The organism is Pseudomonas sp. GM30 (genome assembly GCF_000282275.2).
Lineage (GTDB): Bacteria > Pseudomonadota > Gammaproteobacteria > Pseudomonadales > Pseudomonadaceae > Aquipseudomonas.
Window position 1 is genome coordinate 96687 of record NZ_AKJP02000009.1, and the last position, 21349, is coordinate 118035.

Here is a 21349-nt window from a genome sequence, read left to right on the forward strand (position 1 = left end):
AACACTGCTGCTGAATGATAAACCGCTTTCGCGAGCAAGCTCGCTCCCACAGGGGAGAGCGAGCAGTCAGCGCCTGTTAGTAGCGGTAAGCGTGCGGCTTGAACGGGCCTTCGACGGTCACGCCGATGTAGTCAGCCTGTTGCTTGGTCAGTTGAGTGACCACGCCGCCGAAGCCGCGCACCATTTCCAGGGCCACTTCTTCGTCGAGTTTCTTCGGCAGTACTTCAACGGTCAGACGCTCGGCTTTCTGGGCTGGCGACAGGTCGGCGTACTTCTGGCCGAACAGGAAGATCTGCGCCAGTACCTGGTTGGCGAACGAACCGTCCATGATGCGGCTCGGGTGACCAGTGGCGTTGCCCAGGTTCACCAGACGGCCTTCGGCCAGCAGGATCAGGTAGTCGTCGTTCTGCGCGTCGAAAGCGCCCGGACCGGTACGGTGGATCTTGTGTACCTGTGGCTTCACTTCTTCCCATGCCCAGTTCTTGCGCATGAAAGCGGTGTCGATTTCGTTGTCGAAGTGGCCGATGTTGCAGACAACAGCGCGCTTCTTCAGGGCTTTGAGCATGTTCGCGTCGCAAACATTGACGTTACCGGTGGTGGTCACGATCAGATCGATCTTGCCCAGCAGCGCTTTGTCGATGCTCGCTTCGGTGCCGTCGTTGATACCATCGATGAACGGCGAAACCAGTTCGAAACCGTCCATGCAGGCCTGCATGGCGCAGATCGGGTCAACTTCGGAGACTTTGACGATCATGCCTTCCTGACGCAGGGACTGGGCCGAACCCTTGCCCACGTCACCGTAACCGATGACCAGCGCCTGCTTGCCGGACAGCAGGTGGTCGGTGCCGCGCTTGATCGCATCGTTCAGGCTGTGACGGCAGCCGTACTTGTTGTCGTTCTTGGATTTGGTCACCGAGTCGTTGACGTTGATCGCAGGGATCTTCAGCTCGCCCTTGGCCAGCATGTCCAGCAGGCGGTGAACGCCGGTGGTGGTTTCTTCGGTCACGCCGTGAACGCGGTCCAGCACCTGTGGGTATTTCTTGTGCAGCAGCTCGGTCAGGTCGCCGCCGTCGTCGAGGATCATGTTGGCGTCCCATGGCTGGCCATCCTTCAGGATGGTCTGCTCCAGGCACCACTCGTACTCTTCTTCGGTCTCGCCTTTCCAGGCGAAAACCGGGATGCCAGCAGCGGCGATGGACGCAGCGGCCTGATCCTGAGTCGAGAAGATGTTGCAGGACGACCAGCGTACTTCGGCACCCAGGGCAACCAGGGTTTCGATCAGCACGGCAGTCTGAATGGTCATGTGGATGCAGCCGAGGATTTTCGCGCCCTTGAGCGGCTGCTCGGAGGCGTACTTGCGGCGCAGACCCATCAGGGCCGGCATTTCCGATTCGGCGATGATGGTTTCGCGACGGCCCCAGGCAGCCAGGGACATGTCGGCAACTTTGTAATCGTTAAAATCGGCAGGCGTGATAACAGCGCTCATGAAGAGCCTCCATTCGTAATGTATGCGAATGGGCGCCGTTGTGCGTTTAGTGTCCGGCCGTGGCCAGTCAACGCCCCATCCGAGCCTGACAGGTTGATCCTGCTGCAGCGCCCCTCGGACAGGTGGCGGGAAAACGGTAGCAAGTGAAGGTTACCGTTTTGAAACGGGGGCGATTATAGCCGTCTAGACTGATCTTCCAAAGGGTTTCTGTCGGCCAGATGAAGATCGCTAATAGCGACCATAGTAGAAGGCTCATGGAGCCTGACCGCTCGGTCTGCCAAGATGGCGCCATCTTTCGGCAAACGCTCAGGAGTGAACATGAATTTCCACACCCGCAAATGGGTAAAACCCGAAGACCTGAACCCCAACGGCACCCTGTTCGGCGGCAGCCTGCTGCGCTGGATCGACGAAGAAGCGGCGATTTACGCGATCGTCCAGTTGGGCAATCAGCGCGTGGTGACCAAGTACATTTCCGAGATCAATTTCGTCAGCGCCTCGCGCCAGGGCGACATCATCGAGCTGGGCATCACCGCCACCGAGTTCGGCCGCACCTCGATCACCCTGACCTGTGAAGTGCGCAACAAGATCACCCGCAAGAGCATTCTCACCGTCGAGAAAATGGTCTTCGTCAACCTTGGCGAAGACGGCTTGCCGGCGCCGCACGGTCGCACCGAGATCAAGTACGTCAAGGACCAGTTCAAGGAAGATGAGCTGGTTACCAAGTAATCGGTGAATTGTGGCGAGGGAGCTTGCTCCCGCTGGACTGCAAAGCAGTCCCAAAACCGGTGAGCGTTGTTTATCTGAAACACGAGACGACTGCTGCGCAGCCGAGCGGGAGCAAGCTCCCTCGCCACAGGTAATAGTTTCGGTTGGGGGGAGTGAACAGCCAGGAACCGCAGGGGTCGTAGCTGAAAGCCCCCCACCGGTTACCACGCCATGACCACCCCGACAGACGGCAAGACCCCCAATCTCTCGACCGATGAACAACACGAAGTCGAGAAAAACCAGCCGCCCCGCGCGGCGGTTCTGCATGAAATCATCCGCACCCAAGGCGATCAGGAGCTGGAGCGCAGCATCGCCGCACTGTGGTGGTCGGCGCTCGCCGCCGGGCTGACCATGGGCCTGTCACTGATGGGCATGGGCTTGCTCAATTCGCGCCTGCCCGAAGGCGATGAGTTCAAGGTGATCGCCAGTTTCGGCTACTGCGCCGGGTTCCTCGCGGTGATTCTCGCCCGCCAGCAGCTGTTCACCGAAAATACCCTGACCGCCGTTCTGCCGGTGATGACCAAGCCGACCCTGAAAAACTTCGGCCGGTTGATCCGCTTGTGGGGCGTGGTCCTGTTCGGCAATTTGTGCGGGACGATTCTGGTGGCGTACGTGATGCTCGAGCTGCCGATCTTCGACACCAAGACCGATCACGCCTTCCTGGAAATCGGCCGCAAGGTTATGGAGAACCACGCCAGCCAGATGTTCGCCAAAGGCATCGTGTCCGGCTGGATGATCGCCACCATGGTCTGGATGATCCCGTCCATGGAGAGCGCGAAGATGTGGATCATCATCCTCATCACCTACCTGATGGCGCTGGGCGACTTCACCCACATCGTGGTGGGTTCGGCGGAAGTGTCGTATCTGGTGTTTGCCGGCGAGCTGCCGTGGAGTGATTTCTGGATGGTGTTTGCCGGGCCCACGCTGGCGGGGAACATCATCGGCGGCAGTTTCATCTTCGCCCTGATCAGCCATGCACAGATCCGCAGCGAGAGCGGCGCGCCAAAGGAAACGGGCAAAGGGAAACAATCTGCGGATCAGGCCGAAAAGCCCGATCCGCAGCAGATCAAGAAATGATCAGTGGTGTGCGGGCTCGGCCGCTGGGGCCGGCTCGTCTCTGGTGGCGTGCTTGACCAGTTTGCCGATGGTCAGACCCTGCAACAGGATCGACGACAGCACCACGATGTAGGTGATGCTCAGCAGCAGATCGCGCTCCGGGCCCAACGGCAGGGCCAGCGCCAGTGCCACCGAGACACCGCCGCGCAAACCGCCCCAGGTCAGGATGCGAATGGTGCCGCGCGGCACCGTGCGCCAGCGCCGCAGCAAGACAATGGCCGGGGCCACGGTGAGCAGGCGCGACAGCACAATCGCCAGCGCCAGCAAACTGGCCGCCGCCACGTGCGCCCAGTTGAACGGCAGCAGCAACAGCTCCATGCCGATCAGTGCGAACAGCAGCGCATTGAGCATGTCATCGAGCAGCTCCCAGAAGCCGTCGAGGTACTTGCGGGTCATGTCGTTCATCGCCAGGTTGCGCCCCAGATTGCCGATGATCAGACCGGCGACCACCATCGCAATCGGTGCCGAGACGTGCAGCTCGGTGGCCATCGCCGAACCGCCGATCACCAGCGCCAGGGTCAGCATCACGGTGATCTGATGCTGCTGGACGCTTTTGATCATTCGGTACACCCCATAACCGATCAGCCCGCCGAACAGCACGCCGCCAATGGCTTCGTGCACGAACAGCATGGCCGTGGCGCTGAGGGTCGGCGTCTCGCCCAGCTGAGCGATGCCCAGCAGCACGGTGAACACCACCACCGCAGTACCGTCGTTGAACAGCGACTCGCCGACGATGGTGGTTTTCAGTGGCTTCGAGGCATTGGCCGTACGCAGTACGCCGAGCACCGCAATCGGGTCGGTCGGCGAAATCAGCGCGCCGAATAGAAGGCAGTAGAGGAAGCTCACGTGCCAGCCGAACAGGGCAAAAATGTAGTAGGCGAGGCTGCCGATCACGGCGGTGGCGATCAATACGCCGAAAGTGGCCAGCAGGCCGATCGGCCAACGGTAGCTACGCAGGTCGTTCAGGTTGACGTGCAGGGCGCCGGCGAACAGCAGGAACGACAGCATCCAGTTCATCAGCAGATCGCCGAAGTCGATCTGGCCGATCAGTTGTTGCACGCGTTCTTCGAGGCCGGGATAGCCGAGCACGCTCAGGCCTTGCAGCAACAGGGAGAACATCAGCGCGGTGACCATCACGCCGATGGTCGGCGGCAGGCCGATGAAGCGGTAATTGACGAAGGTGAGAAGGGTGGTGAGGCAGATAAAAGCGGCGACAAGTTCTAGCATCCGGGCTCCATTGGATGGGGGGGGAAAGACAGCGCCCCGATTCTTCGGCGCAAAGGTTGGATGGGCTGATTCGGGGTGGGGACACAATCGTGTGCCCTCGGTTGGTCAGCTGCACGCATTGGTGTAGGGTCAGCAAAAAAATCAAGGAGTGGGACGTGGCGGCGACAGTTCTGGTGTTAATGGCGGCGCTGTTGCATGCGACGTGGAATACCCTGATCAAGTTCAGTGCCGAACGGTTGCTGGTGGTGGCGTGCATGGACACGGTGGCGCTCTTGTTCGTGGCGCTGGCATTTCCATTCATCAGTCTGCCGCCGCTGGAGATCTGGCCGTGGATTCTGGCGTCGGCAGCATTCGAGCTGCTGTATCGTTATCTGCTGATTCAAGCTTATCGGGTCGGCGACCTAGGACTGGTCTACCCGCTGATGCGCGGCTTGTCGCCGCTTGTGGTGCTGGCGCTGACCCTGATCTTCGCCGGCGAAGTGCTCACTGCGCAGCAGATCTTCGGGATCATGCTGATTCCACTGGGCATGGCCTGCCTGCTCTGGCAGGGCGGTGGCGGCAAGCATCTGCCGTGGTCGATGCTGCCGGTGGTGGCGCTGATCGGGCTGTGCATCGGCTGCTACACCTATATCGATGGTCAGGCCTTGCGGCGCTGGTCGCATCCACTGGATTACCTGGTCTGGGTCACGCTGCTCAGTGCTTGGCCGTTTCCGTTGCTGGCGTGGGTCGCCAAACGCCCGGCGTTCCTGGTGTTCTGGCGCGAGCAGTGGAAGCTGGGGCTGGCAGTCGGGTTCTGCGTGTTGTTCAGCTACGCTCTGGTGCTGTGGGCGATGCAGTTGGGCTCGATTGCCGAAGCGGCAGCGCTGCGTGAAATCAGCGTGATTCTGGTGGTGCTGTTCGGCATTCGGTACCTCAAAGAACCTTTCGGCAAGCCACGGCTCTTAGCCTGTGGGCTGGTACTGATCGGCATGCTGGTGATGAAGTTCTGACGGCCCGCAATTCTCTATCACTCGAAGAAGGACGGCTTTATGACGGTAGCTCTGTGGTGCGTGTTGATCGCGATTTTCCTGCCCTATATCTGCACGGGCGTGGCCAAGGCAGTGGGCGGCTACCGGCTGAGCGACAACCATGATCCCCGGGACTTTCTGGAAAGTCTCAACGGCGTGGCCCGACGGGCGCATGCGGCGCAGTTGAACAGCTTCGAAGTGACCCCGGCGTTTGCCGCGGCGGTGATCGTTGCGCATCTGGTAGGCACCGCGCAGTTGGTGACGGTGAATGTGCTGGCGGTGATGTTTATCACCAGTCGCCTGCTGTACATCATCTGCTACCTGGCGGACTGGGCGATTCTGCGGTCGCTGGTGTGGTTTGTGGGGATGGGGTTGATTGCTGCGTTCTTCTTTGTGTCTGTCTGATACTCGGGTGCTTCTGCCGGCCTCTTCGCGGGCAAGCCCGCTCCCACAGGGGGCTTGGGTGTACACAGGATTTGTGCTCGCCATGGATACCTGTGGGAGCGGGCTTGCCCGCGAAGGCAATAGCTCAGGCGCCGAAGCGCTTAAGGCTTGTCCTTAACCGTATCGGCCACCTGCGGCACTTGCGGCAATGCCGCGCCTTTGGGCCAGAGCATCCAGATCTGCCCCTGCTGTTTCATGTCGCCGGCCAGTTGCCCGGCCGCATCACCGGTGCCCCAGAACAAATCTGCACGCACCTCGCCAGCAATCGCGCCACCGGTGTCCTGCGCTGCGACCGGACGCACCAGCGCCGTGCCATCGGGACGGGTGGTCGACAGCCACAGCAGGCTGCCCAACGGAATCACCTTGCGATCCACTGCTGCGCTGTAACCCGCAGTCAGTGGCACGTTCAGCGAGCCGCGCGGGCCTTCGTTGCTGTCCGGGTTGCGGGTGAAGAACACGTAGCTCGGGTTGCTGCCCAGCAGTTCCGGAATGCGCGACGGGTTGGCCTTGGCCCAGTTGCTGATCGCGCCCATGGTCACGTCTTCTTTCTTCAACTCGCCTTGTTCGACCAGCCAGCGGCCGATTGGCCGGTACGGGTGGCCGTTCTGGTCGGCATAGGCGATGCGCAGTTGTTTGCCATCCGGTGTCTGGATCCGCCCGGAACCCTGAATCTGCAGGAATTGCAGGTTCATCGGGTCGGTGAGGTACGCCACCACCGGGGCTTTCACGCCTTTGGATTCAATGGTCGCTGCATCGTCGTACGGTTTGAGCACCCGACCTTCGAGGCGACCGCGCAGGCGCTTGCCCTTGAGCTCCGGGTAAATGCTGTCCAGCGAGACGATGATCATGTCTTCCGGCACGCCATACACCGGCACATTGGCTGTTTCGGTAGGGGTCAGACTGCCGGGGTAGACCGGTTCGTAGTAACCAGTGATCAGGCCGTTCGGGTTGTCATGCTCGGCGCGTAGCCCGAACACGTCGAGGTTCTGCTTGAGGAAGGCGCGAATCTCGTTGGCGCTCTGCGGCACGTTGGCGGCTGCGGCGCAGGTGCCGCCCCAGACCGGATCAGCCTTGAGTCGGGTGCAGGCGCTGCGCCACGAGCCGAAACCGGCGACTAGATCGCTGTCGGACACCGCCGGCAAGGCTTCCCAAGTGGCGCTGGAATAAGTGGCCAAGGCATGGGTTTTCGGTTTGGCAGTGTCGCCGCCCGTGCAGCCGGCAAGGATTGCAAGCAGTGGCAGGGTTGCGATCAGTGGGTGACGCCAGGCCTTGAAGCGGCTGTTCATGGAGTGATTCCTGTGCCGGTTGCCCGAGTGCTCCATGCGCTCGGGCAACCCGTATTTTTAATAGGGCTATTGGTGTTTGTCGGCGACGCGAGGATACTGGCCGCCGAATTCCGTGACCTGAAGCCACCATGACTCTTAAAAGAATTGCTGTTGTATTGCTGGCCTGTCTGACCTTGTCCGCCTGTGGCGGCGTCGATCCGAATTCTCCGCTGGGGCAACGCAAGGCGATCTTCAAACAGATGCTCAAGACCGGCGAAGACCTGGGTGGCATGTTGCGCGGACGCATTCCGTTCGACGGGCCGAAATTCGCCGAAGGCGCGGTGAAGCTCGATGCGTTGTCCCATGAACCGTGGAAGCATTTCCCGCAGGTGCGTGAAGAAGATCACACCAGTGCCAAGGACGATGTGTGGCTGCGGCAGGCCCGCTTTCAGGAATTGGCCCGCAACCTTGAGGCGGCCACCGGTGAACTGGTGATCGCCAGCAAGGTTCAGCCGTACAAGGCCAGCAACCTGGGGCCTGCGGTGCAGAAGGTTGAGGATGCCTGCAGCGCTTGCCATAAAGAATTTCGCGATCATTGACTGTCTGAGACTGCCGGACAACTGTGGCGAGGGAGCTTGCTCCCGCTCGGCGGCGCAGCCGTCGTGAATCCATTCAACCGACTTGAGTCTGGTACAGCGCAGTTGAATGGGGTTGGGGCCGCTTCGCGACCCAGCGGGAGCAAGCTCCCTCGCCACAGGACATCTTCCTCAACACTGGTTACTTGTCGATCTGATCCAGCGCATCCTGCAGTTCTTTGCGCGACTCGGCGAGCTTGTCCTTGCGCTTGTTGATCTTCTCTGGATCGCCTTTCTTCATCGCCTTGTCGAGATCCGCCTGACGCTTGCTCACTTCGTGCTTGGCTTCCAGCACCTTGTTTTCGCGTTCTTTCTTCAGCCCGGCATCGGTGCAGTTCTTTGTCACTTCATCCAGCGCGGTCTGCAGACCGGCCTGCTGGTCGGTGTTGCCACGGGACTTGGCCTGTTCGAGCTGATTGATGATGCCCTGCTTCTTGGCGGCGCAACCGGTCAGGCCCGGTGCATCTTCGTCGGCCATTACAGGCGCGGCCAGGACGCCACAGAGAGTCAGCAAGGCAAGCGGTGCAAGAAATTTCATAAAAGCTCCATGTGCAAAGGCAGTCGGGTCGGGGGCACTGCGCTGTTTGAGCGTCTGACGGCCCTTGGGTTCCCGGCTGCCGGGGATTGCGTGATCAGAAACCGTCGATTCCGGCGGCGCGTAATGTGTCACTCAAGGCCAGCACCTGCGGGTCGCGGAAGAATGCGCTCAATTGCGCCGCGCGGCCCGGGCCGATTCCGGCTTCTGCCTGCCATTGTTCGGTGTCGCGTTGTGCCAGCGCCTGCCACGAGTCGGCCAGTTGTGCCTGCCCCGTCGGCGGTAAACCCAATGCTTTGAGCCACTGGGTGAACGGCCGTTGGCGGGCGCTGTGAAAACTGTTGATCAGACGTGCGCTGCTGCGCTCGCCGAAGCCGGCAATGTTAGCAAGCTCTGGCTCGCCGAGGGTCAACCAATCCAGCAGGTTGTTCAGGCGGCCTGTTTCCAGAAGTTTCTCCCAGGTGCCGCGCCCGACATTCTGCAGCGCCAGCCCTTGCTTGCCACTGAGCCAGGTCAGGCGCGCGAGAAACTGGCTCTCACAACCGGGTGTCGGTTGCCAGCAGCTCAAGCCGTGGAAATCGCGCGTGTCGGGAATCTCGAGGGCGGCTCGTTCGGTGGTGCGCAACACCACACTGTCGAGTCGTGGAATCGTCAACCCGGCCAGGCTGATTGCCACTTGATCGCCGGGGCGGATATCCAGCGCCTGCCAACGCTTGAGTGAACCCGCACTGACGCGTCTGATCTCGCGGTCATCGAGCATCACTGGCGACAACTCCAATACCGGGGTGATGCGTCCGCTGCGGCCGACTTTGAAATTCACTTTGCGCACCTCGGCCAGCGCTCGGGAAAACGGGTATTTCCAGGCGATAGCCCAGTAGGGCGCGCTCGCCTGCCAGCGCTCAGCCGGTGGGCGCTGGCTCTGGCGCAAGACAATGCCGTCGGTGGCGAAGGGCAGGGGCGATCGATACCAGTGCTCGCGCCATTTTTGCGCGTCGGCAAGGTTGGCGATGACCTGACTAAATGGCGCTGTCGTGGCGAAGCCCAGCATCGCTAGCGTCGATATTCTTTCAGGCAGATTCGCCGGGCCCTGCGGCCAGTCCCAGACGAACAAACCGATCCCGGACGCCTGTTCTGCGCTCAAGATTTTACGGCTCATCAGCCCGGCAACGGTGGCGCGGGCGTTGACGCTGCCGGCGCTGGCTTGCACATGCTGATTCAGGCGCCAATGGAGCTCGCCCTGCACCAGCAGGTCCAGCGGTTGGGTCAGTTGTTGCGGAATGGCAGCGATCTTTTGCGCCGACGCTGTCCAGTCCTGACCGCTGATCCCGTCGCCGCGACTGATCGCCTGCTGCAACAGGCCGCGACGGTAAATCAGCGTGACCGCTACACCATCGACCTTGGGTTGTACCCAGACATCCTGCCGATCCTTTAACCATGCTTGAACGGCGGCGGCTTGGTGAAGCTTGTCCAGACCGGTGTGGGCGATTGGATGCGCGACGGAGCCAGTCGCGCTGCGCAACGGTTCGGGCGCTGGGGGCTGCTGGAAGCACTGGCGCCATTCGATGAGCCGCAGGCGCGATTGATCGTAGAGCTCGTCGGCAATCAGCGAGCGGCCTTGGCGGTGGTAGGCGTCGTCCCATTGGTCGATCTGTTTTTGCAGGGCGGAGATTTCAACTTGCGCTTTGCCGAATGGCCAGTCGGGGCAGGCTGCATGGGCGATCAGAGGGGTGAAACTCAGCAAAAGAACTGAAAACAGGCGCAGCGTGGCAAGCATTTTGAGCGTCCTTGCTCAGGGGGAATGCTTTAAGGCTAGGCGAGGATTCAGAGAGGCACCGGGTGGGTGTTTTGCATCGTGTTTCCGTGCCCATACAGGGGGCGCATGGGCCGGCCTCTTCGCGGGCAAGCCCGCTCCCACAGGGTTCTTTATTGATATTGGAAGGCTATTTCAGGCATGAAAAAGCCCCGCACGGCGCGAACCGTGCGGGGCTTTTTTTGCAGCCGGGGAGGGCTTACAGACCAGCGGCGGAACGCAGAGCGTCGGCGCGGTCGGTTTTTTCCCAGGTGAAGGTGGTGAAGGTGTCTTCGCCAACCGTCTTGGTCTGCGGAGCACGACCGAAGTGGCCGTAGGCTGCAGTCTCCTGGTACATCGGGTGCAGCAGATCGAGCATGGTGGTGATCGCGTATGGACGCAGGTCGAACACTTCACGCACCAGTTTGATGATCTTGTCATCGCTGATCTTGCCGGTGCCGAAGGTGTTCAGCGAGATCGAAGTCGGCTGAGCGACACCGATGGCGTAGGACACCTGGATCTCGCAACGCTCGGCCAGGCCGGCGGCGACGATGTTCTTGGCAACGTAACGGCCAGCGTAGGCAGCCGAACGGTCAACCTTCGATGGATCTTTACCGGAGAACGCGCCACCGCCGTGACGGGCCATGCCGCCGTAGCTGTCGACGATGATCTTGCGACCGGTCAGACCGCAGTCACCTACCGGGCCGCCAATGATGAACTGGCCGGTCGGGTTGATGTGGAACTGGGTGTCTTTGCTCAGCAGTTCGGCAGGCAGCACGTGCTTGACGATCAGCTCCATCACGCCTTCGCGCAGGTCTTTGTACGACACTTCTGGGTTGTGCTGGGTCGACAGAACAACGGCGTCGATACCGACGACCTTGCCGCCTTCGTAACGGCAAGTCACTTGCGACTTGGCGTCCGGACGCAGCCACGGCAGCAGACCCGATTTGCGGGCTTCGGCCTGACGCTGCACCAGCTGGTGCGAGAAGGTGATCGGTGCTGGCATCAGCACGTCGGTTTCGTTGCTGGCGTAGCCGAACATCAGGCCCTGGTCGCCGGCGCCCTGATCTTCAGGCTTGGCACGGTCAACACCCTGGTTGATGTCAGGGGACTGCTTGCCGATGATGTTCATCACGCCGCAGGTAGCACCGTCGAAGCCGACTTCGGAGCTGGTGTAGCCGATGTCGCAGATCACGTCACGAACGATCTGCTCCAGGTCGACCCAGGCGCTGGTGGTCACTTCACCGGCCACGATGGCCACGCCGGTCTTGACCAGGGTTTCCACGGCAACGCGTGCGTGTTTGTCCTGGGCAATAATGGCGTCCAGCACCGCATCGGAAATCTGGTCGGCGATTTTGTCCGGATGTCCTTCAGACACGGACTCGGAGGTGAAGAGGGAGTATTCGCTCATCTCGATGTTTTCCTGAATTTACCGATGGTGAGTGTCGCCAGCCGGTCGCTGAAAGTGGCGAACCTGGATCTGGAAACCATTACGTAAGCCTACATAGAGGCTTTCCCCGGGAACGAGTCCCGCAGCGGTGGCCCAACGGGCCAAATCGTCCTGTTCAAACCCCAACCACAGATCACCGCAGGCCTCCCTGGCCCAACTCTGGTTGTGGCTACATAACTCTGTCACGAGCAGGCTACCGCCCGGTTGCAGCAGGCCGGCCATGTGCTTGAGCGCTTCGGCCGGCGCGGCGAAATGGTGCAACACCATGTTCAGTACCACGCAATCGGCCGTCAGGCTTGTGCCATTCAATGCATCGGCCAATTGCAGGCTGACGTTAGCCAGCCGTTCACGTTCACATACCTGACGCGCCAGTTCGAGCATCGCCGGGCTGTTGTCCAGCGCGGTTACGTTGCTGAAGCGACGGGCCAGTTCCGGCAGAAAAGCACCATCGCCGGGGCCGACTTCAATGGCCGTGGCAGCACCATTGAAGTTCAGTTTGTCGAGCAGGGCCAGCACGCTGTCGCGGTACTGCGGCAGGCCTGCGATCAAGTCTTGCTGGGCGCGGAATTTCTCCGCAACCCGGGTGAAGAAGTCCTGGCTGGCGGCTTCACGTTGTCCGTGGACCTGCGCTATGCGCGCCTGCACGTCGTCCGGCAGCGCCAAATTGTCGACTTCTTCTAACAACGCGGCGTGCAACTTGCCGCCCAGCAATTCGGTGTGGGGCAGGGCGCGGCGATAGAAAATCGCGTTGCCTTCACGGCGTGTCGCCACCAGATCGGCCTGGGCCAGCACCTTGAGGTGGTGGCTCATGCCGGACTGACCGATACCGAAAATCTGCGCCAGTTCCAGTACGCCGAACGAGTCGTTGGCCAGCGCGCGCAATACATTCAGGCGCAGCGGATCGCCACCGGCCTTGCACAGGGCCGCCAGCTCGTCGCAGTCGTCATGGCGAATGGAAGGCACGCGTAAGTTCATGGGGCAGCAGTCTAGTGACGGTGGGAAAGCGCCGCAAGGGCAATATCAAAAAGTTTTGATATTGCTCGATAGATGGCACTTCTCACTGGCTGGTTAACTCTACAAACGAACAGCGGAAAGGTTTCACCAGACGAAACCGCCGCCCAGCACGGGAAAAACGCCTCTGGATGACTATCTGTCATTGCCCCGAAGCGCTCCGGTGAGGGAAAATGCCCTCCTTTTTTCCGTTTCAATCTATTCACACCCAGGAGATCAGCGATGCCTAGCCGTCGTGAGCGTGCCAACGCCATTCGTGCCCTCAGCATGGATGCCGTGCAAAAAGCCAACAGCGGCCATCCCGGTGCCCCTATGGGTATGGCAGATATCGCCGAAGTACTTTGGCGCGACTACCTCAAGCACAACCCGAGCAATCCATCGTTCGCCGACCGTGACCGCTTCGTGCTGTCCAACGGCCACGGCTCGATGTTGATCTACTCGCTGCTGCACCTGACCGGTTACGACCTGTCGATCGACGACCTCAAGCAGTTCCGTCAACTGCACAGCCGCACCCCGGGCCACCCGGAATTCGGCTACACCCCGGGCGTCGAAACCACCACCGGCCCGCTGGGTCAGGGTCTGGCCAATGCTGTCGGCTTCGCCCTGGCGGAAAAAGTCCTGGGCGCGCAGTTCAACCGTCCTGGCCACGATATCGTTGATCACCACACCTATGTGTTCCTCGGTGATGGCTGCATGATGGAAGGCATTTCCCACGAAGTCGCCTCCCTGGCCGGTACGCTGGGCCTGGGCAAGCTGATCGCCTTCTACGATGACAACGGCATCTCCATCGACGGTGAAGTCGAAGGCTGGTTCACCGATGACACGCCGAAGCGTTTCGAATCCTACAACTGGCAGGTAATCCGCAACGTCGACGGTCACGATCCAGAAGAGATCAAGACCGCCATCGAGACTGCGCGCAAGAGCCCGCTGCCGACCCTGATCTGCTGCAAGACCACCATCGGTTTCGGTTCGCCGAACAAGCAGGGCAAGGAAGACTGCCACGGCGCCCCACTGGGTGACGCGGAAATCGCTCTGACCCGTCAGGCGCTGAACTGGAACTACGGCCCGTTCGAAATCCCTGCAGACATTTATGCCGAGTGGGATGCCAAGGAAAAAGGTCGCGCTGCCGAAGCCGAGTGGGATCAGCGTTTCGCTGCCTACTCCGCAGCATTCCCGACCGAAGCCAACGAGCTGATCCGTCGTCTGAGCGGCGAACTGCCGGCTGACTTCGCTGAAAAAGCCTCGGCCTACATCGCTGAAGTGGCGGCCAAAGGCGAAACCATCGCCAGCCGTAAAGCCAGCCAGAACACCCTGAACGCGTTCGGCCCGTTGCTGCCGGAACTGCTCGGCGGTTCGGCTGACCTGGCCGGTTCCAACCTGACCCTGTGGAAAGGTTGCAAAGGCGTCAGCGCTGAAGACGCCAGCGGCAACTACATGTACTACGGCGTGCGCGAATTCGGCATGACCGCGATCATGAACGGCGTGTCCCTGCACGGCGGCCTGGTGCCTTACGGCGCAACCTTCCTGATGTTCATGGAATACGCGCGCAACGCCGTGCGCATGTCGGCGCTGATGAAGAAGCGTGTGATCCACGTCTACACCCACGACTCCATCGGTCTGGGCGAAGACGGCCCGACGCACCAGCCGGTCGAGCAACTGACCAGCCTGCGCAGCACACCGAACCTCGACACCTGGCGTCCAGCCGATGCCGTTGAATCGGCGGTGGCCTGGAAAAATGCGCTGGAGCGTAAGGACGGCCCTTCGGCGCTGATCTTCTCGCGTCAGAACCTGCAGCACCAGGAACGTGATGCCGGCCAGATCGCCGATATCAGCCGCGGTGGCTACGTGTTGAAGGACTGCGCAGGCGAGCCTGAGCTGATCCTGATCGCCACCGGTTCGGAAGTGGGTCTGGCCGTTCAGGCCTACGACAAACTGACCGAACAAGGCCGCAAGGTGCGCGTGGTTTCCATGCCTTGCACCAGCGTGTTCGATGCGCAGGACGCCGGCTACAAGCAATCGGTTCTGCCGTTGCAGGTCAGCGCCCGTATCGCGATCGAAGCGGCTCACGCCGACTTCTGGTTCAAGTACGTGGGTCTGGAAGGTCGCGTGATCGGCATGACCACCTACGGCGAATCGGCTCCGGCTTCGGCACTGTTCGAAGAATTCGGCTTCACCCTGGACAACATCCTGGGTCAGGCTGAAGAACTGCTGGAAGACTGACCTGGAAAAGGTGTCGCCTGAGCTGACGCCTTCGCGAGCAGGCTCGCTCCCACATTGGAATGCATTTTCCTGTGGGAGCGAGCCTGCTCGCGAAAGCGTTGGTTCAGGCAACATCGCACTACCCGATTCACCACGGTAATCGAGAACCCCATGCCTCAACCGCGTCCCTACAAAGTTGCACTCAACGGCTACGGCCGGATTGGTCGTTGCGTCTTGCGTGCGTTGTTCGAGCGTGGCGAGAAGGCCGGGTTTGAAATTGTCGCGATCAACGATCTGGCCGACATGGCCAGCATCGAATACCTGACACGCTTCGACTCCACCCACGGCCGCTTTCCCGGCGAAGTGCGAGTAGACGGCGATTGTCTGCATATCAATGGCGACTGCGTGAAGGTCCTGCGCAGTGCCACCCCCGAAGGCATCGACTGGGCGGCGCTGGGCATCGACCTGGTGCTCGAATGTTCCGGCGCTTATCACACCCGCGAAGACGGCCAGCGGTTTCTCGACGCCGGCGCGCCACGTGTGCTGTTTTCGCAACCGATGGCCAGCGAAGCGGATGTCGACGCCACCATCGTCTACGGCGTCAATCAGGATTGCCTGACCGGCGATGAACTGCTGGTGTCCAACGCCTCCTGCACCACCAACTGCGGCGTGCCGCTGTTGCGTCTGCTGGACAAGGCGATCGGCCTGGATTACGTATCGATCACCACGATTCACTCGGCGATGAACGATCAGCCGGTGATCGACGCCTATCACCACGAAGACCTGCGCCGCACCCGTTCGGCGTTTCAGTCGGTGATCCCGGTGTCCACTGGTCTGGCGCGTGGCATCGAGCGTCTGCTGCCGGAACTTGCCGGGCGAATTCAGGCCAAAGCCGTACGCGTGCCGACGGTCAACGTGTCCTGCCTCGACATCACGATGCAGACCGCCACCGCGACCGATGCCAACGAGGTCAACCGGATCCTGCGCGAGGCCGCCACCAACGGCCCGCTCAAAGGCCTGTTGGCCTATACCGAGTTGCCGCACGCCAGTTGTGATTTCAACCATGACCCACATTCGGCCATCGTCGATGCCAGTCAGACCCGTGTTTCCGGTCCCAAACTGGTGAACATCCTGGCCTGGTTCGACAACGAATGGGGTTTTGCCAACCGAATGCTGGACGTTGCAGACCACTATCTGCAAACAGCGATTTCAAAAAAACCTGCTCTCTAAGAACAGTTACTCAGGAAGTGCGACCCATGACCGTGTTGAAGATGTCCGACCTCGATCTGCAAGGTAAGCGCGTATTGATCCGCGAAGACCTCAACGTCCCAGTCAAGGACGGTGTTGTCACCAGCGATGCGCGTATCCTGGCTTCGCTGCCGACCATCAAGCTGGCCCTGGAAAAAGGTGCAGCGGTGATGGTGTGTTCGCACCTGGGCCGTCCGACCGAAGGCGAGTTCTCCGCCGAGAACAGCCTCAAGCCAGTCGCCGACTACCTGAGCAAGGCCCTGGGCCGCGAAGTTCCGCTGGTGGCTGATTACCTGGGCGGCGTTGACGTCAAGGCCGGCGACATCGTGCTGTTCGAAAACGTGCGCTTCAACAAGGGCGAGAAAAAGAACGCTGACGAGCTGGCCCAGCAATACGCCGCCCTGTGTGACGTGTTCGTGATGGACGCCTTCGGCACCGCGCACCGCGCCGAGGGTTCGACCCACGGCGTGGCCAAGTTCGCCAAAGTTGCGGCGGCTGGCCCGCTGCTGGCCGCTGAGCTGGACGCACTGGGCAAGGCGCTGGGCGCACCGGCCAAGCCAATGGCGGCGATCGTTGCCGGCTCCAAGGTGTCGACCAAGCTCGACGTCCTCAACAGCCTGAGCCAGATCTGCGATCAACTGATCGTCGGCGGCGGCATTGCCAACACCTTCCTGGCTGCAGCCGGTCACCCGGTCGGCAAGTCGCTGTACGAGCCGGATCTGCTGGACACCGCACGCGCCATCGCCGCCAAGGTCAGCGTGCCGCTGCCGGTGGACGTGGTGGTTGCCAAGGAGTTTGCGGAAAGCGCCGAAGCCACCGTCAAGCTGATTGCTGACGTTGCCGCTGACGACATGATTCTGGATATCGGCCCGCAAACCGCAGCCAACTTCGCCGAACTGCTGAAATCGTCGAAAACCATCCTGTGGAATGGCCCGGTCGGCGTGTTCGAATTCGACCAGTTCGGCAACGGCACCAAAGTGCTGGCCCAGGCCATCGCTGACAGCGCCGCGTTCTCCATTGCCGGCGGTGGCGACACCCTGGCGGCCATCGATAAATATGGCGTGGCCGAGCAAATCTCCTACATTTCCACCGGTGGTGGCGCGTTCCTCGAATTCGTCGAAGGCAAGGTGCTGCCCGCCGTTGAAGTCCTGGAAAGCCGGGCCAAGGCCTGAGGCCGCCCGTTTGGCCAGGCAAAGGAGTGTTCAGATGGTCAAGTCGTTAGCGCTGTTGTTGCTGACCGGTACGCTGGCGGCCTGCGGGAGTAACCCGAAGGCCGAGGCCACGCCCGCCCCGGATGCGGCACAGAAAGGCTGCTATCAGGCCGACTGGCAGGCCGAAACCAACCCGGTGCTGAACAAGCGCTCGGGGCCGGACGGTCTGGACAAATACGAGACGCAAACCCCGGCCAAGGAACATGGTTGTCCTTGACCGGTCTGACTCTTTAACTCAGGGCTGGCGGCGTTGGCTGTCAGTCGAGGAACACGGATGAAAGGCTTGATCGCCATTGCGGCGTTGGCATTGTTGGGCGGTTGCGCGCAGATGAACCTGTTTCAGTCGTCCGCGCCTGCGGACAACTGGACCACCTGGACCTGCGACAGCCAGGCCAAAGTGCTGTGGCGCTACGCCGATGCCAGCCAGAAGGAAGTCGATGTACGGCTGGGCGGCGGTGATCAGGTCTATCGCCTGAAAGAAGAGCCGGGCGCCTCGGGCGTGCTGTACAGCGATGGCATGCTGGCGTTTCACGTCAAGGGTGACGAAGGCCTGGTGTACTGGGTCGCCACCAATGACCTGATTGGCCGGGGCTGCAAGGCGCAGTAATTGACACACCATAGATCTAATGTGGCAGCGGATCCCAATGTGGGAGCGAGCTTGCTCGCGAAAGCGCTGGTTCAGCTTGCAGTTGTGTTGAATGTTGGAATGCATTCGCGAGCAAGCTCGCTCCCACAGAGTTCTGCGTAGTTATTGAGAATTGGCTTTAACGAATCACCAGACCGGGCCTCAACCCCCGATCTGCAAGCACTTGAATAGCCGCCGCCGCTCCGGCAGGCTGGCACGATTAACGACCCTCAACCGGGAGAGACACACACAATGGCACTTATCAGCATGCGCCAGATGCTGGACCACGCAGCCGAGTTCGGCTACGGCGTTCCAGCCTTCAACGTCAACAACCTTGAGCAGATGCGCGCCATCATGGAAGCCGCTGACAAGACTGACTCCCCGGTGATCGTCCAGGCTTCGGCCGGCGCCCGTAAATACGCCGGCGCGCCGTTCCTGCGTCACCTGATCCTGGCTGCGATCGAAGAATTCCCGCACATCCCGGTGTGCATGCACCAAGACCACGGCACCAGCCCTGACGTCTGCCAGCGCTCGATCCAACTGGGCTTCAGCTCGGTCATGATGGACGGTTCCCTGGGCGAAGACGGCAAGACCCCGACCGACTACGAATACAACGTTCGTGTGACTCAGCAGACCGTAGCCATGGCTCACGCCTGCGGCGTTTCGGTAGAAGGCGAGCTGGGCTGCCTGGGTTCGCTGGAAACCGGCATGGCTGGTGAAGAAGACGGCATCGGCGCCGAAGGCGTTCTGGATCACAGCCAGATGCTGACCGACCCGGAAGAAGCCGCTGACTTCGTCAAGAAAACCCAGGTCGATGCCTTGGCCATCGCCATCGGCACCAGCCACGGCGCTTACAAGTTCACCAAGCCACCTACCGGTGACGTGCTGGCGATCGACCGCATCAAGGAAATCCACAAGCGCATCCCGAACACCCACCTGGTGATGCACGGTTCCTCGTCGGTTCCGCAAGAGTGGCTGGCGATCATCAACCAGTACGGCGGCGACATCAAAGAAACCTACGGCGTACCGGTTGAAGAAATCGTCGAAGGCATCAAGTACGGCGTACGCAAGGTCAACATCGACACCGACCTGCGCCTGGCATCCACCGGCGCCATGCGTCGCCTGATGGCCACCAACCCGAGCGAATTCGACCCACGTAAATTCTTCGGCGCGACCGTGACGGCGATGCGTGACGTGTGTATCGCTCGTTATGAAGCGTTCGGTACTGCCGGTAATGCTTCGAAGATCAAGCCGATCTCGTTGGAAGCGATGTATCAGCGGTATTTGAAGGGTGAGTTGAACGCGAAGGTTAACTAAGCCTGAACGTTAAGCTGCGCTGATGAAAAACCCGCCGAGAGGCGGGTTTTTTGTGGTCGATGATTTTTTGCATAATCATCTATCCAAAGGTTCGGGAAAATGGTGCTGCTGACTGCTCAATGGCAGTAATCACATGAGCTGCTTGCTCCCGATACTGGGAGTAGCGCTTAAGTACTGTTTCTACTGCGTTGAGCAATTTCTGAATGCGCTCCCTCGGCCGCTCGATCTCACAGGTGTGTGCGAACTCCAGGAGCCCTTGCCGTGATGCAAACATTGACTTGTTTCCGACCAGATCCAGCGCTAGAACATCTTCCGGGATATAGGCGGTGGTGTTGACGATGTCGTACGCCGGAGAGAGGTGCGCATCACGTCTTGTCGGGTCGGAATAGAGCAAGCCGAAGTTTTTCAAATGAGCGTCGCCATTCCCGACAATGCAACTCAGCGCGACGCTATCGAAGAGCTGATCAAGAGAGCTGCGCAGATTTTTTGCCGGGCAGAACAGACGAATCGCCTTGGCGATGGCTGCATAGCTCTTGCTGTACTTCTGGCTGGCCGATAAACCCATCAATACCGCCATGTCTTCAAACCCGAGCGGGTTGAGCTGATCGTCGCGGTCAAAACGACGCATGACAAACAGTTGGGCATTATCGGAAAGGTAAAACGGTGGAACGGAAATATCCGCCTCCTTGGCAATGGACATGCAAAGGAATTCGTTGATCGCCAGGCCGGGAAATTCGTCGCGGCCACTTTTGATGATCAGATCCGAGGTCTTCGATGTTACTCGTGGCTGGACGGTTTCTTGTCTTTCAGGCACCAATACCTTGGGTTGAACGCCAGAAATCCCTGCTCGCAGGATGTAGCGGTCAAGCATGTCAGCGAAGATATCTTCGGTGCCATCCCAAGTCAGAATTTCTTCAAGTTTTTCGCCCGGAAATTGTTGCTCCTTCAGAAGGGCATCAACTGTTTCAGATCGCACCTGAACCCGGCCAATGGGCGAGGTGCTGCCGGTCAGTGCCAGCAACAACATCGGGTCGACATTCACAGTCTTGGCCAAGCGATTACGTAGTTGTTCCAGCACATAGCCTTCTGGCAGGTTCATCTGAAAAACAGGATGAAGCTCGCGCCGTCGGAATTCGTCATGCCTGACTGGCATCGACAAGCTGATGGCCATCTCGGGTAACGCATCTTCGTGATAACGGAAGGTGTAGTTCTCGGTATCGCTGAAAAGCCTGCCGCTAGCCCCTTCAGGTGTACTCACTTTGAGCGAGGTCATTTTCATTCAAACAAGTCCCCTAGCTCTTCAAGTGTCGGCATTGCTGCAGGAACGACAGCAAGCTCACAATCCAGAGCACCCAATACTCGCGCATAGGCGATGATCCCGACGGACAGGGTGCCTTTCTCTACGGCAATGACTTTGTGGCGCGTCAGGCTCGCGAGTTCGGCAAGCTGTGCTTGCGTCAGGCCGCGGCTCAGGCGTTTTTCGCGAATCTGGGAGCCTAGTCGGCTGATTACCAAGGTGTGATCCATGTTCTGTTATCGCTACATTTATCGTTGAATGTAGCGTATACGAGACATTTTATCCATGTGGGTTATTTTTCGCCCCCACCGGGTGGGGCACGGTTCCCTTTGGTTGCTATCTGAATAGCCAAGCGCTCATCCACCAATCGACGGCGACATCAAAGAAACCTACGGCGTACCGGTTGAGGAAATCGTCGAAGGCATCAAGTACGGCGTGCGCAAGGTCAACATCGACATCGACCTGCGCCTGGCATCCACCGGCGCCATGCGTCGCCTGATGGCCACCGAGCCGAGCGAATTCGACCCGCGTAAATTCTTCGGCGCGACTGTGACGGCGATGCGTGACGTGTGTATCGCTCGTTATGAAGCGTTCGGTACTGCCGGTAATGCTTCGAAGATCAAGCCGATCTCGTTGGAAGCGATGTTCCAGCGTTATCTGAAGGGTGAGTTGAACGCTAAAGTCAACTAAAGCAAGCGAGTTATAAAAAAACCGCGACGTGA

General features: G+C 60.2%; 20 protein-coding genes, 1 pseudogene and 1 riboswitch. Of the genes and pseudogenes, 12 read left to right on the forward strand and 9 right to left on the reverse strand.

Annotated features, from left to right (window positions below; genetic code table 11):
• Positions 1 to 76: 76 nt before the first annotated feature.
• Positions 77 to 1486, reverse strand: a complete 1410-nt coding sequence (gene ahcY / locus PMI25_RS07115; RefSeq protein ID WP_007961892.1) for an adenosylhomocysteinase — start codon at positions 1484 to 1486, stop codon at positions 77 to 79.
• 23 nt (positions 1487 to 1509) lie between these two features.
• A riboswitch (S-adenosyl-L-homocysteine riboswitch) is annotated at positions 1510 to 1608 on the reverse strand.
• Between the two features lie 196 nt (positions 1609 to 1804).
• Here ahcY and PMI25_RS07120 point away from each other — a divergent pair.
• Together PMI25_RS07120 and PMI25_RS07125 are read left to right on the forward strand one after the other, a co-directional pair.
• Complete coding sequence (locus PMI25_RS07120) at positions 1805 to 2212, forward strand: acyl-CoA thioesterase (protein WP_003229043.1); 408 nt, start codon at positions 1805 to 1807, stop codon at positions 2210 to 2212.
• A gap of 210 nt (positions 2213 to 2422) precedes the next feature.
• Positions 2423 to 3328, forward strand: coding sequence for a formate/nitrite transporter family protein (locus PMI25_RS07125; RefSeq protein ID WP_007961891.1), 906 nt, complete (start codon positions 2423 to 2425; stop codon positions 3326 to 3328).
• On the opposite strand, the gene PMI25_RS07130 is transcribed toward PMI25_RS07125, so the two are convergent.
• Positions 3329 to 4594 (reverse strand): cation:proton antiporter, encoded by a 1266-nt coding sequence (locus PMI25_RS07130; protein WP_007961890.1) that lies wholly within the window; start codon positions 4592 to 4594, stop codon positions 3329 to 3331.
• A gap of 155 nt (positions 4595 to 4749) precedes the next feature.
• Here PMI25_RS07130 and PMI25_RS07135 point away from each other — a divergent pair, with 155 nt between their 5' ends.
• Positions 4750 to 5583 (forward strand): EamA family transporter, encoded by an 834-nt coding sequence (locus PMI25_RS07135; protein ID WP_007961889.1) that lies wholly within the window; start codon positions 4750 to 4752, stop codon positions 5581 to 5583.
• 39 nt (positions 5584 to 5622) lie between these two features.
• Positions 5623 to 6006, forward strand: a complete 384-nt coding sequence (locus tag PMI25_RS07140; protein ID WP_007961888.1) for an MAPEG family protein — start codon at positions 5623 to 5625, stop codon at positions 6004 to 6006.
• A 140-nt stretch (positions 6007 to 6146) separates the two neighbouring features.
• Here the strand turns inward: PMI25_RS07140 and mltA are convergent, their stop codons facing one another.
• Positions 6147 to 7331, reverse strand: a complete 1185-nt coding sequence (mltA, locus tag PMI25_RS07145; protein WP_007961887.1) for a murein transglycosylase A — start codon at positions 7329 to 7331, stop codon at positions 6147 to 6149.
• Between the two features lie 128 nt (positions 7332 to 7459).
• Between mltA and PMI25_RS07150 the strand changes: the two genes are divergently transcribed.
• Complete coding sequence (locus tag PMI25_RS07150) at positions 7460 to 7909, forward strand: c-type cytochrome (RefSeq protein WP_007961886.1); 450 nt, start codon at positions 7460 to 7462, stop codon at positions 7907 to 7909.
• 178 nt (positions 7910 to 8087) lie between these two features.
• Here the strand turns inward: PMI25_RS07150 and PMI25_RS07155 are convergent, their stop codons facing one another.
• From PMI25_RS07155 to PMI25_RS07170, 4 genes are all read right to left on the reverse strand, one after another.
• A complete protein-coding gene (locus PMI25_RS07155; RefSeq protein ID WP_007961884.1) occupies positions 8088 to 8483 on the reverse strand; it encodes a DUF1090 domain-containing protein in 396 nt (131 codons plus the stop codon).
• A 94-nt stretch (positions 8484 to 8577) separates the two neighbouring features.
• Complete coding sequence (gene ligB, locus PMI25_RS07160) at positions 8578 to 10254, reverse strand: NAD-dependent DNA ligase LigB (RefSeq protein ID WP_007961883.1); 1677 nt, start codon at positions 10252 to 10254, stop codon at positions 8578 to 8580.
• 235 nt (positions 10255 to 10489) lie between these two features.
• Complete coding sequence (gene metK / locus PMI25_RS07165; protein WP_003229025.1) at positions 10490 to 11680, reverse strand: methionine adenosyltransferase; 1191 nt, start codon at positions 11678 to 11680, stop codon at positions 10490 to 10492.
• A gap of 18 nt (positions 11681 to 11698) precedes the next feature.
• The gene (locus tag PMI25_RS07170) at positions 11699 to 12694 is read right to left on the reverse strand and encodes an ArsR/SmtB family transcription factor (RefSeq protein WP_007961880.1); all 996 of its coding nucleotides are present in this window, start codon (positions 12692 to 12694) and stop codon (positions 11699 to 11701) included.
• A 258-nt stretch (positions 12695 to 12952) separates the two neighbouring features.
• On the opposite strand from PMI25_RS07170, the gene tkt reads away from it, so the two are divergent.
• The 6 genes from tkt (at position 12953) to fba (ending at position 19330) form a co-directional block, all read left to right on the forward strand.
• Positions 12953 to 14950: a transketolase gene (tkt, locus tag PMI25_RS07175; RefSeq protein WP_007961879.1), complete on the forward strand. Its 1998-nt coding sequence runs from the start codon at positions 12953 to 12955 to the stop codon at positions 14948 to 14950.
• A 150-nt stretch (positions 14951 to 15100) separates the two neighbouring features.
• Entirely contained in the window at positions 15101 to 16159 is a 1059-nt protein-coding gene (epd, locus tag PMI25_RS07180) for an erythrose-4-phosphate dehydrogenase (protein ID WP_007961878.1), read from the forward strand.
• Between the two features lie 26 nt (positions 16160 to 16185).
• The gene (locus PMI25_RS07185; RefSeq protein ID WP_007961877.1) at positions 16186 to 17349 is read left to right on the forward strand and encodes a phosphoglycerate kinase; all 1164 of its coding nucleotides are present in this window, start codon (positions 16186 to 16188) and stop codon (positions 17347 to 17349) included.
• 34 nt (positions 17350 to 17383) lie between these two features.
• A complete protein-coding gene (locus tag PMI25_RS07190; RefSeq protein WP_007961876.1) occupies positions 17384 to 17605 on the forward strand; it encodes a hypothetical protein in 222 nt (73 codons plus the stop codon).
• A gap of 57 nt (positions 17606 to 17662) precedes the next feature.
• A complete protein-coding gene (locus PMI25_RS07195; RefSeq protein ID WP_007961875.1) occupies positions 17663 to 17995 on the forward strand; it encodes an MliC family protein in 333 nt (110 codons plus the stop codon).
• A gap of 270 nt (positions 17996 to 18265) precedes the next feature.
• Positions 18266 to 19330 (forward strand): class II fructose-bisphosphate aldolase, encoded by a 1065-nt coding sequence (fba, locus tag PMI25_RS07200; RefSeq protein ID WP_003177554.1) that lies wholly within the window; start codon positions 18266 to 18268, stop codon positions 19328 to 19330.
• Between the two features lie 79 nt (positions 19331 to 19409).
• Here the strand turns inward: fba and PMI25_RS07205 are convergent, their stop codons facing one another.
• Together PMI25_RS07205 and PMI25_RS07210 are read right to left on the reverse strand one after the other, a co-directional pair.
• Positions 19410 to 20609, reverse strand: coding sequence for a type II toxin-antitoxin system HipA family toxin (locus tag PMI25_RS07205; protein WP_007969682.1), 1200 nt, complete (start codon positions 20607 to 20609; stop codon positions 19410 to 19412).
• Positions 20606 to 20857, reverse strand: coding sequence for a helix-turn-helix transcriptional regulator (locus PMI25_RS07210; RefSeq protein WP_007969683.1), 252 nt, complete (start codon positions 20855 to 20857; stop codon positions 20606 to 20608). The genes PMI25_RS07205 and PMI25_RS07210 overlap by 4 nt, the downstream gene beginning before the upstream one ends.
• Positions 20858 to 20999: 142 nt before the next feature.
• On the opposite strand from PMI25_RS07210, the pseudogene PMI25_RS07215 reads away from it, so the two are divergent.
• Positions 21000 to 21317, forward strand: a pseudogene (locus PMI25_RS07215) (class II fructose-bisphosphate aldolase); the annotation flags it as partial.
• Positions 21318 to 21349 lie beyond the last annotated feature (32 nt).

Bases quoted from the DNA above. Each gene is read 5' to 3' on its own strand.
- ahcY (WP_007961892.1), bottom strand. From the start codon at position 1,486: ATGAGCGCTGTTATCACGCCTGCCGATTTTAACGATTACAAAGTTGCC.
- PMI25_RS07120 (WP_003229043.1), top strand. From the start codon at position 1,805: ATGAATTTCCACACCCGCAAATGGGTAAAACCCGAAGACCTGAACCCC.
- PMI25_RS07125 (WP_007961891.1), top strand. From the start codon at position 2,423: ATGACCACCCCGACAGACGGCAAGACCCCCAATCTCTCGACCGATGAA.
- PMI25_RS07130 (WP_007961890.1), bottom strand. From the start codon at position 4,594: ATGCTAGAACTTGTCGCCGCTTTTATCTGCCTCACCACCCTTCTCACC.
- PMI25_RS07140 (WP_007961888.1), top strand. From the start codon at position 5,623: ATGACGGTAGCTCTGTGGTGCGTGTTGATCGCGATTTTCCTGCCCTAT.
- mltA (WP_007961887.1), bottom strand. From the start codon at position 7,331: ATGAACAGCCGCTTCAAGGCCTGGCGTCACCCACTGATCGCAACCCTG.
- PMI25_RS07150 (WP_007961886.1), top strand. From the start codon at position 7,460: ATGACTCTTAAAAGAATTGCTGTTGTATTGCTGGCCTGTCTGACCTTG.
- PMI25_RS07155 (WP_007961884.1), bottom strand. From the start codon at position 8,483: ATGAAATTTCTTGCACCGCTTGCCTTGCTGACTCTCTGTGGCGTCCTG.
- ligB (WP_007961883.1), bottom strand. From the start codon at position 10,254: ATGCTTGCCACGCTGCGCCTGTTTTCAGTTCTTTTGCTGAGTTTCACC.
- metK (WP_003229025.1), bottom strand. From the start codon at position 11,680: ATGAGCGAATACTCCCTCTTCACCTCCGAGTCCGTGTCTGAAGGACAT.
- PMI25_RS07170 (WP_007961880.1), bottom strand. From the start codon at position 12,694: ATGAACTTACGCGTGCCTTCCATTCGCCATGACGACTGCGACGAGCTG.
- tkt (WP_007961879.1), top strand. From the start codon at position 12,953: ATGCCTAGCCGTCGTGAGCGTGCCAACGCCATTCGTGCCCTCAGCATG.
- epd (WP_007961878.1), top strand. From the start codon at position 15,101: ATGCCTCAACCGCGTCCCTACAAAGTTGCACTCAACGGCTACGGCCGG.
- PMI25_RS07185 (WP_007961877.1), top strand. From the start codon at position 16,186: ATGACCGTGTTGAAGATGTCCGACCTCGATCTGCAAGGTAAGCGCGTA.
- PMI25_RS07190 (WP_007961876.1), top strand. From the start codon at position 17,384: ATGGTCAAGTCGTTAGCGCTGTTGTTGCTGACCGGTACGCTGGCGGCC.
- PMI25_RS07195 (WP_007961875.1), top strand. From the start codon at position 17,663: ATGAAAGGCTTGATCGCCATTGCGGCGTTGGCATTGTTGGGCGGTTGC.
- fba (WP_003177554.1), top strand. From the start codon at position 18,266: ATGGCACTTATCAGCATGCGCCAGATGCTGGACCACGCAGCCGAGTTC.
- PMI25_RS07205 (WP_007969682.1), bottom strand. From the start codon at position 20,609: ATGAAAATGACCTCGCTCAAAGTGAGTACACCTGAAGGGGCTAGCGGC.
- PMI25_RS07210 (WP_007969683.1), bottom strand. From the start codon at position 20,857: ATGGATCACACCTTGGTAATCAGCCGACTAGGCTCCCAGATTCGCGAA.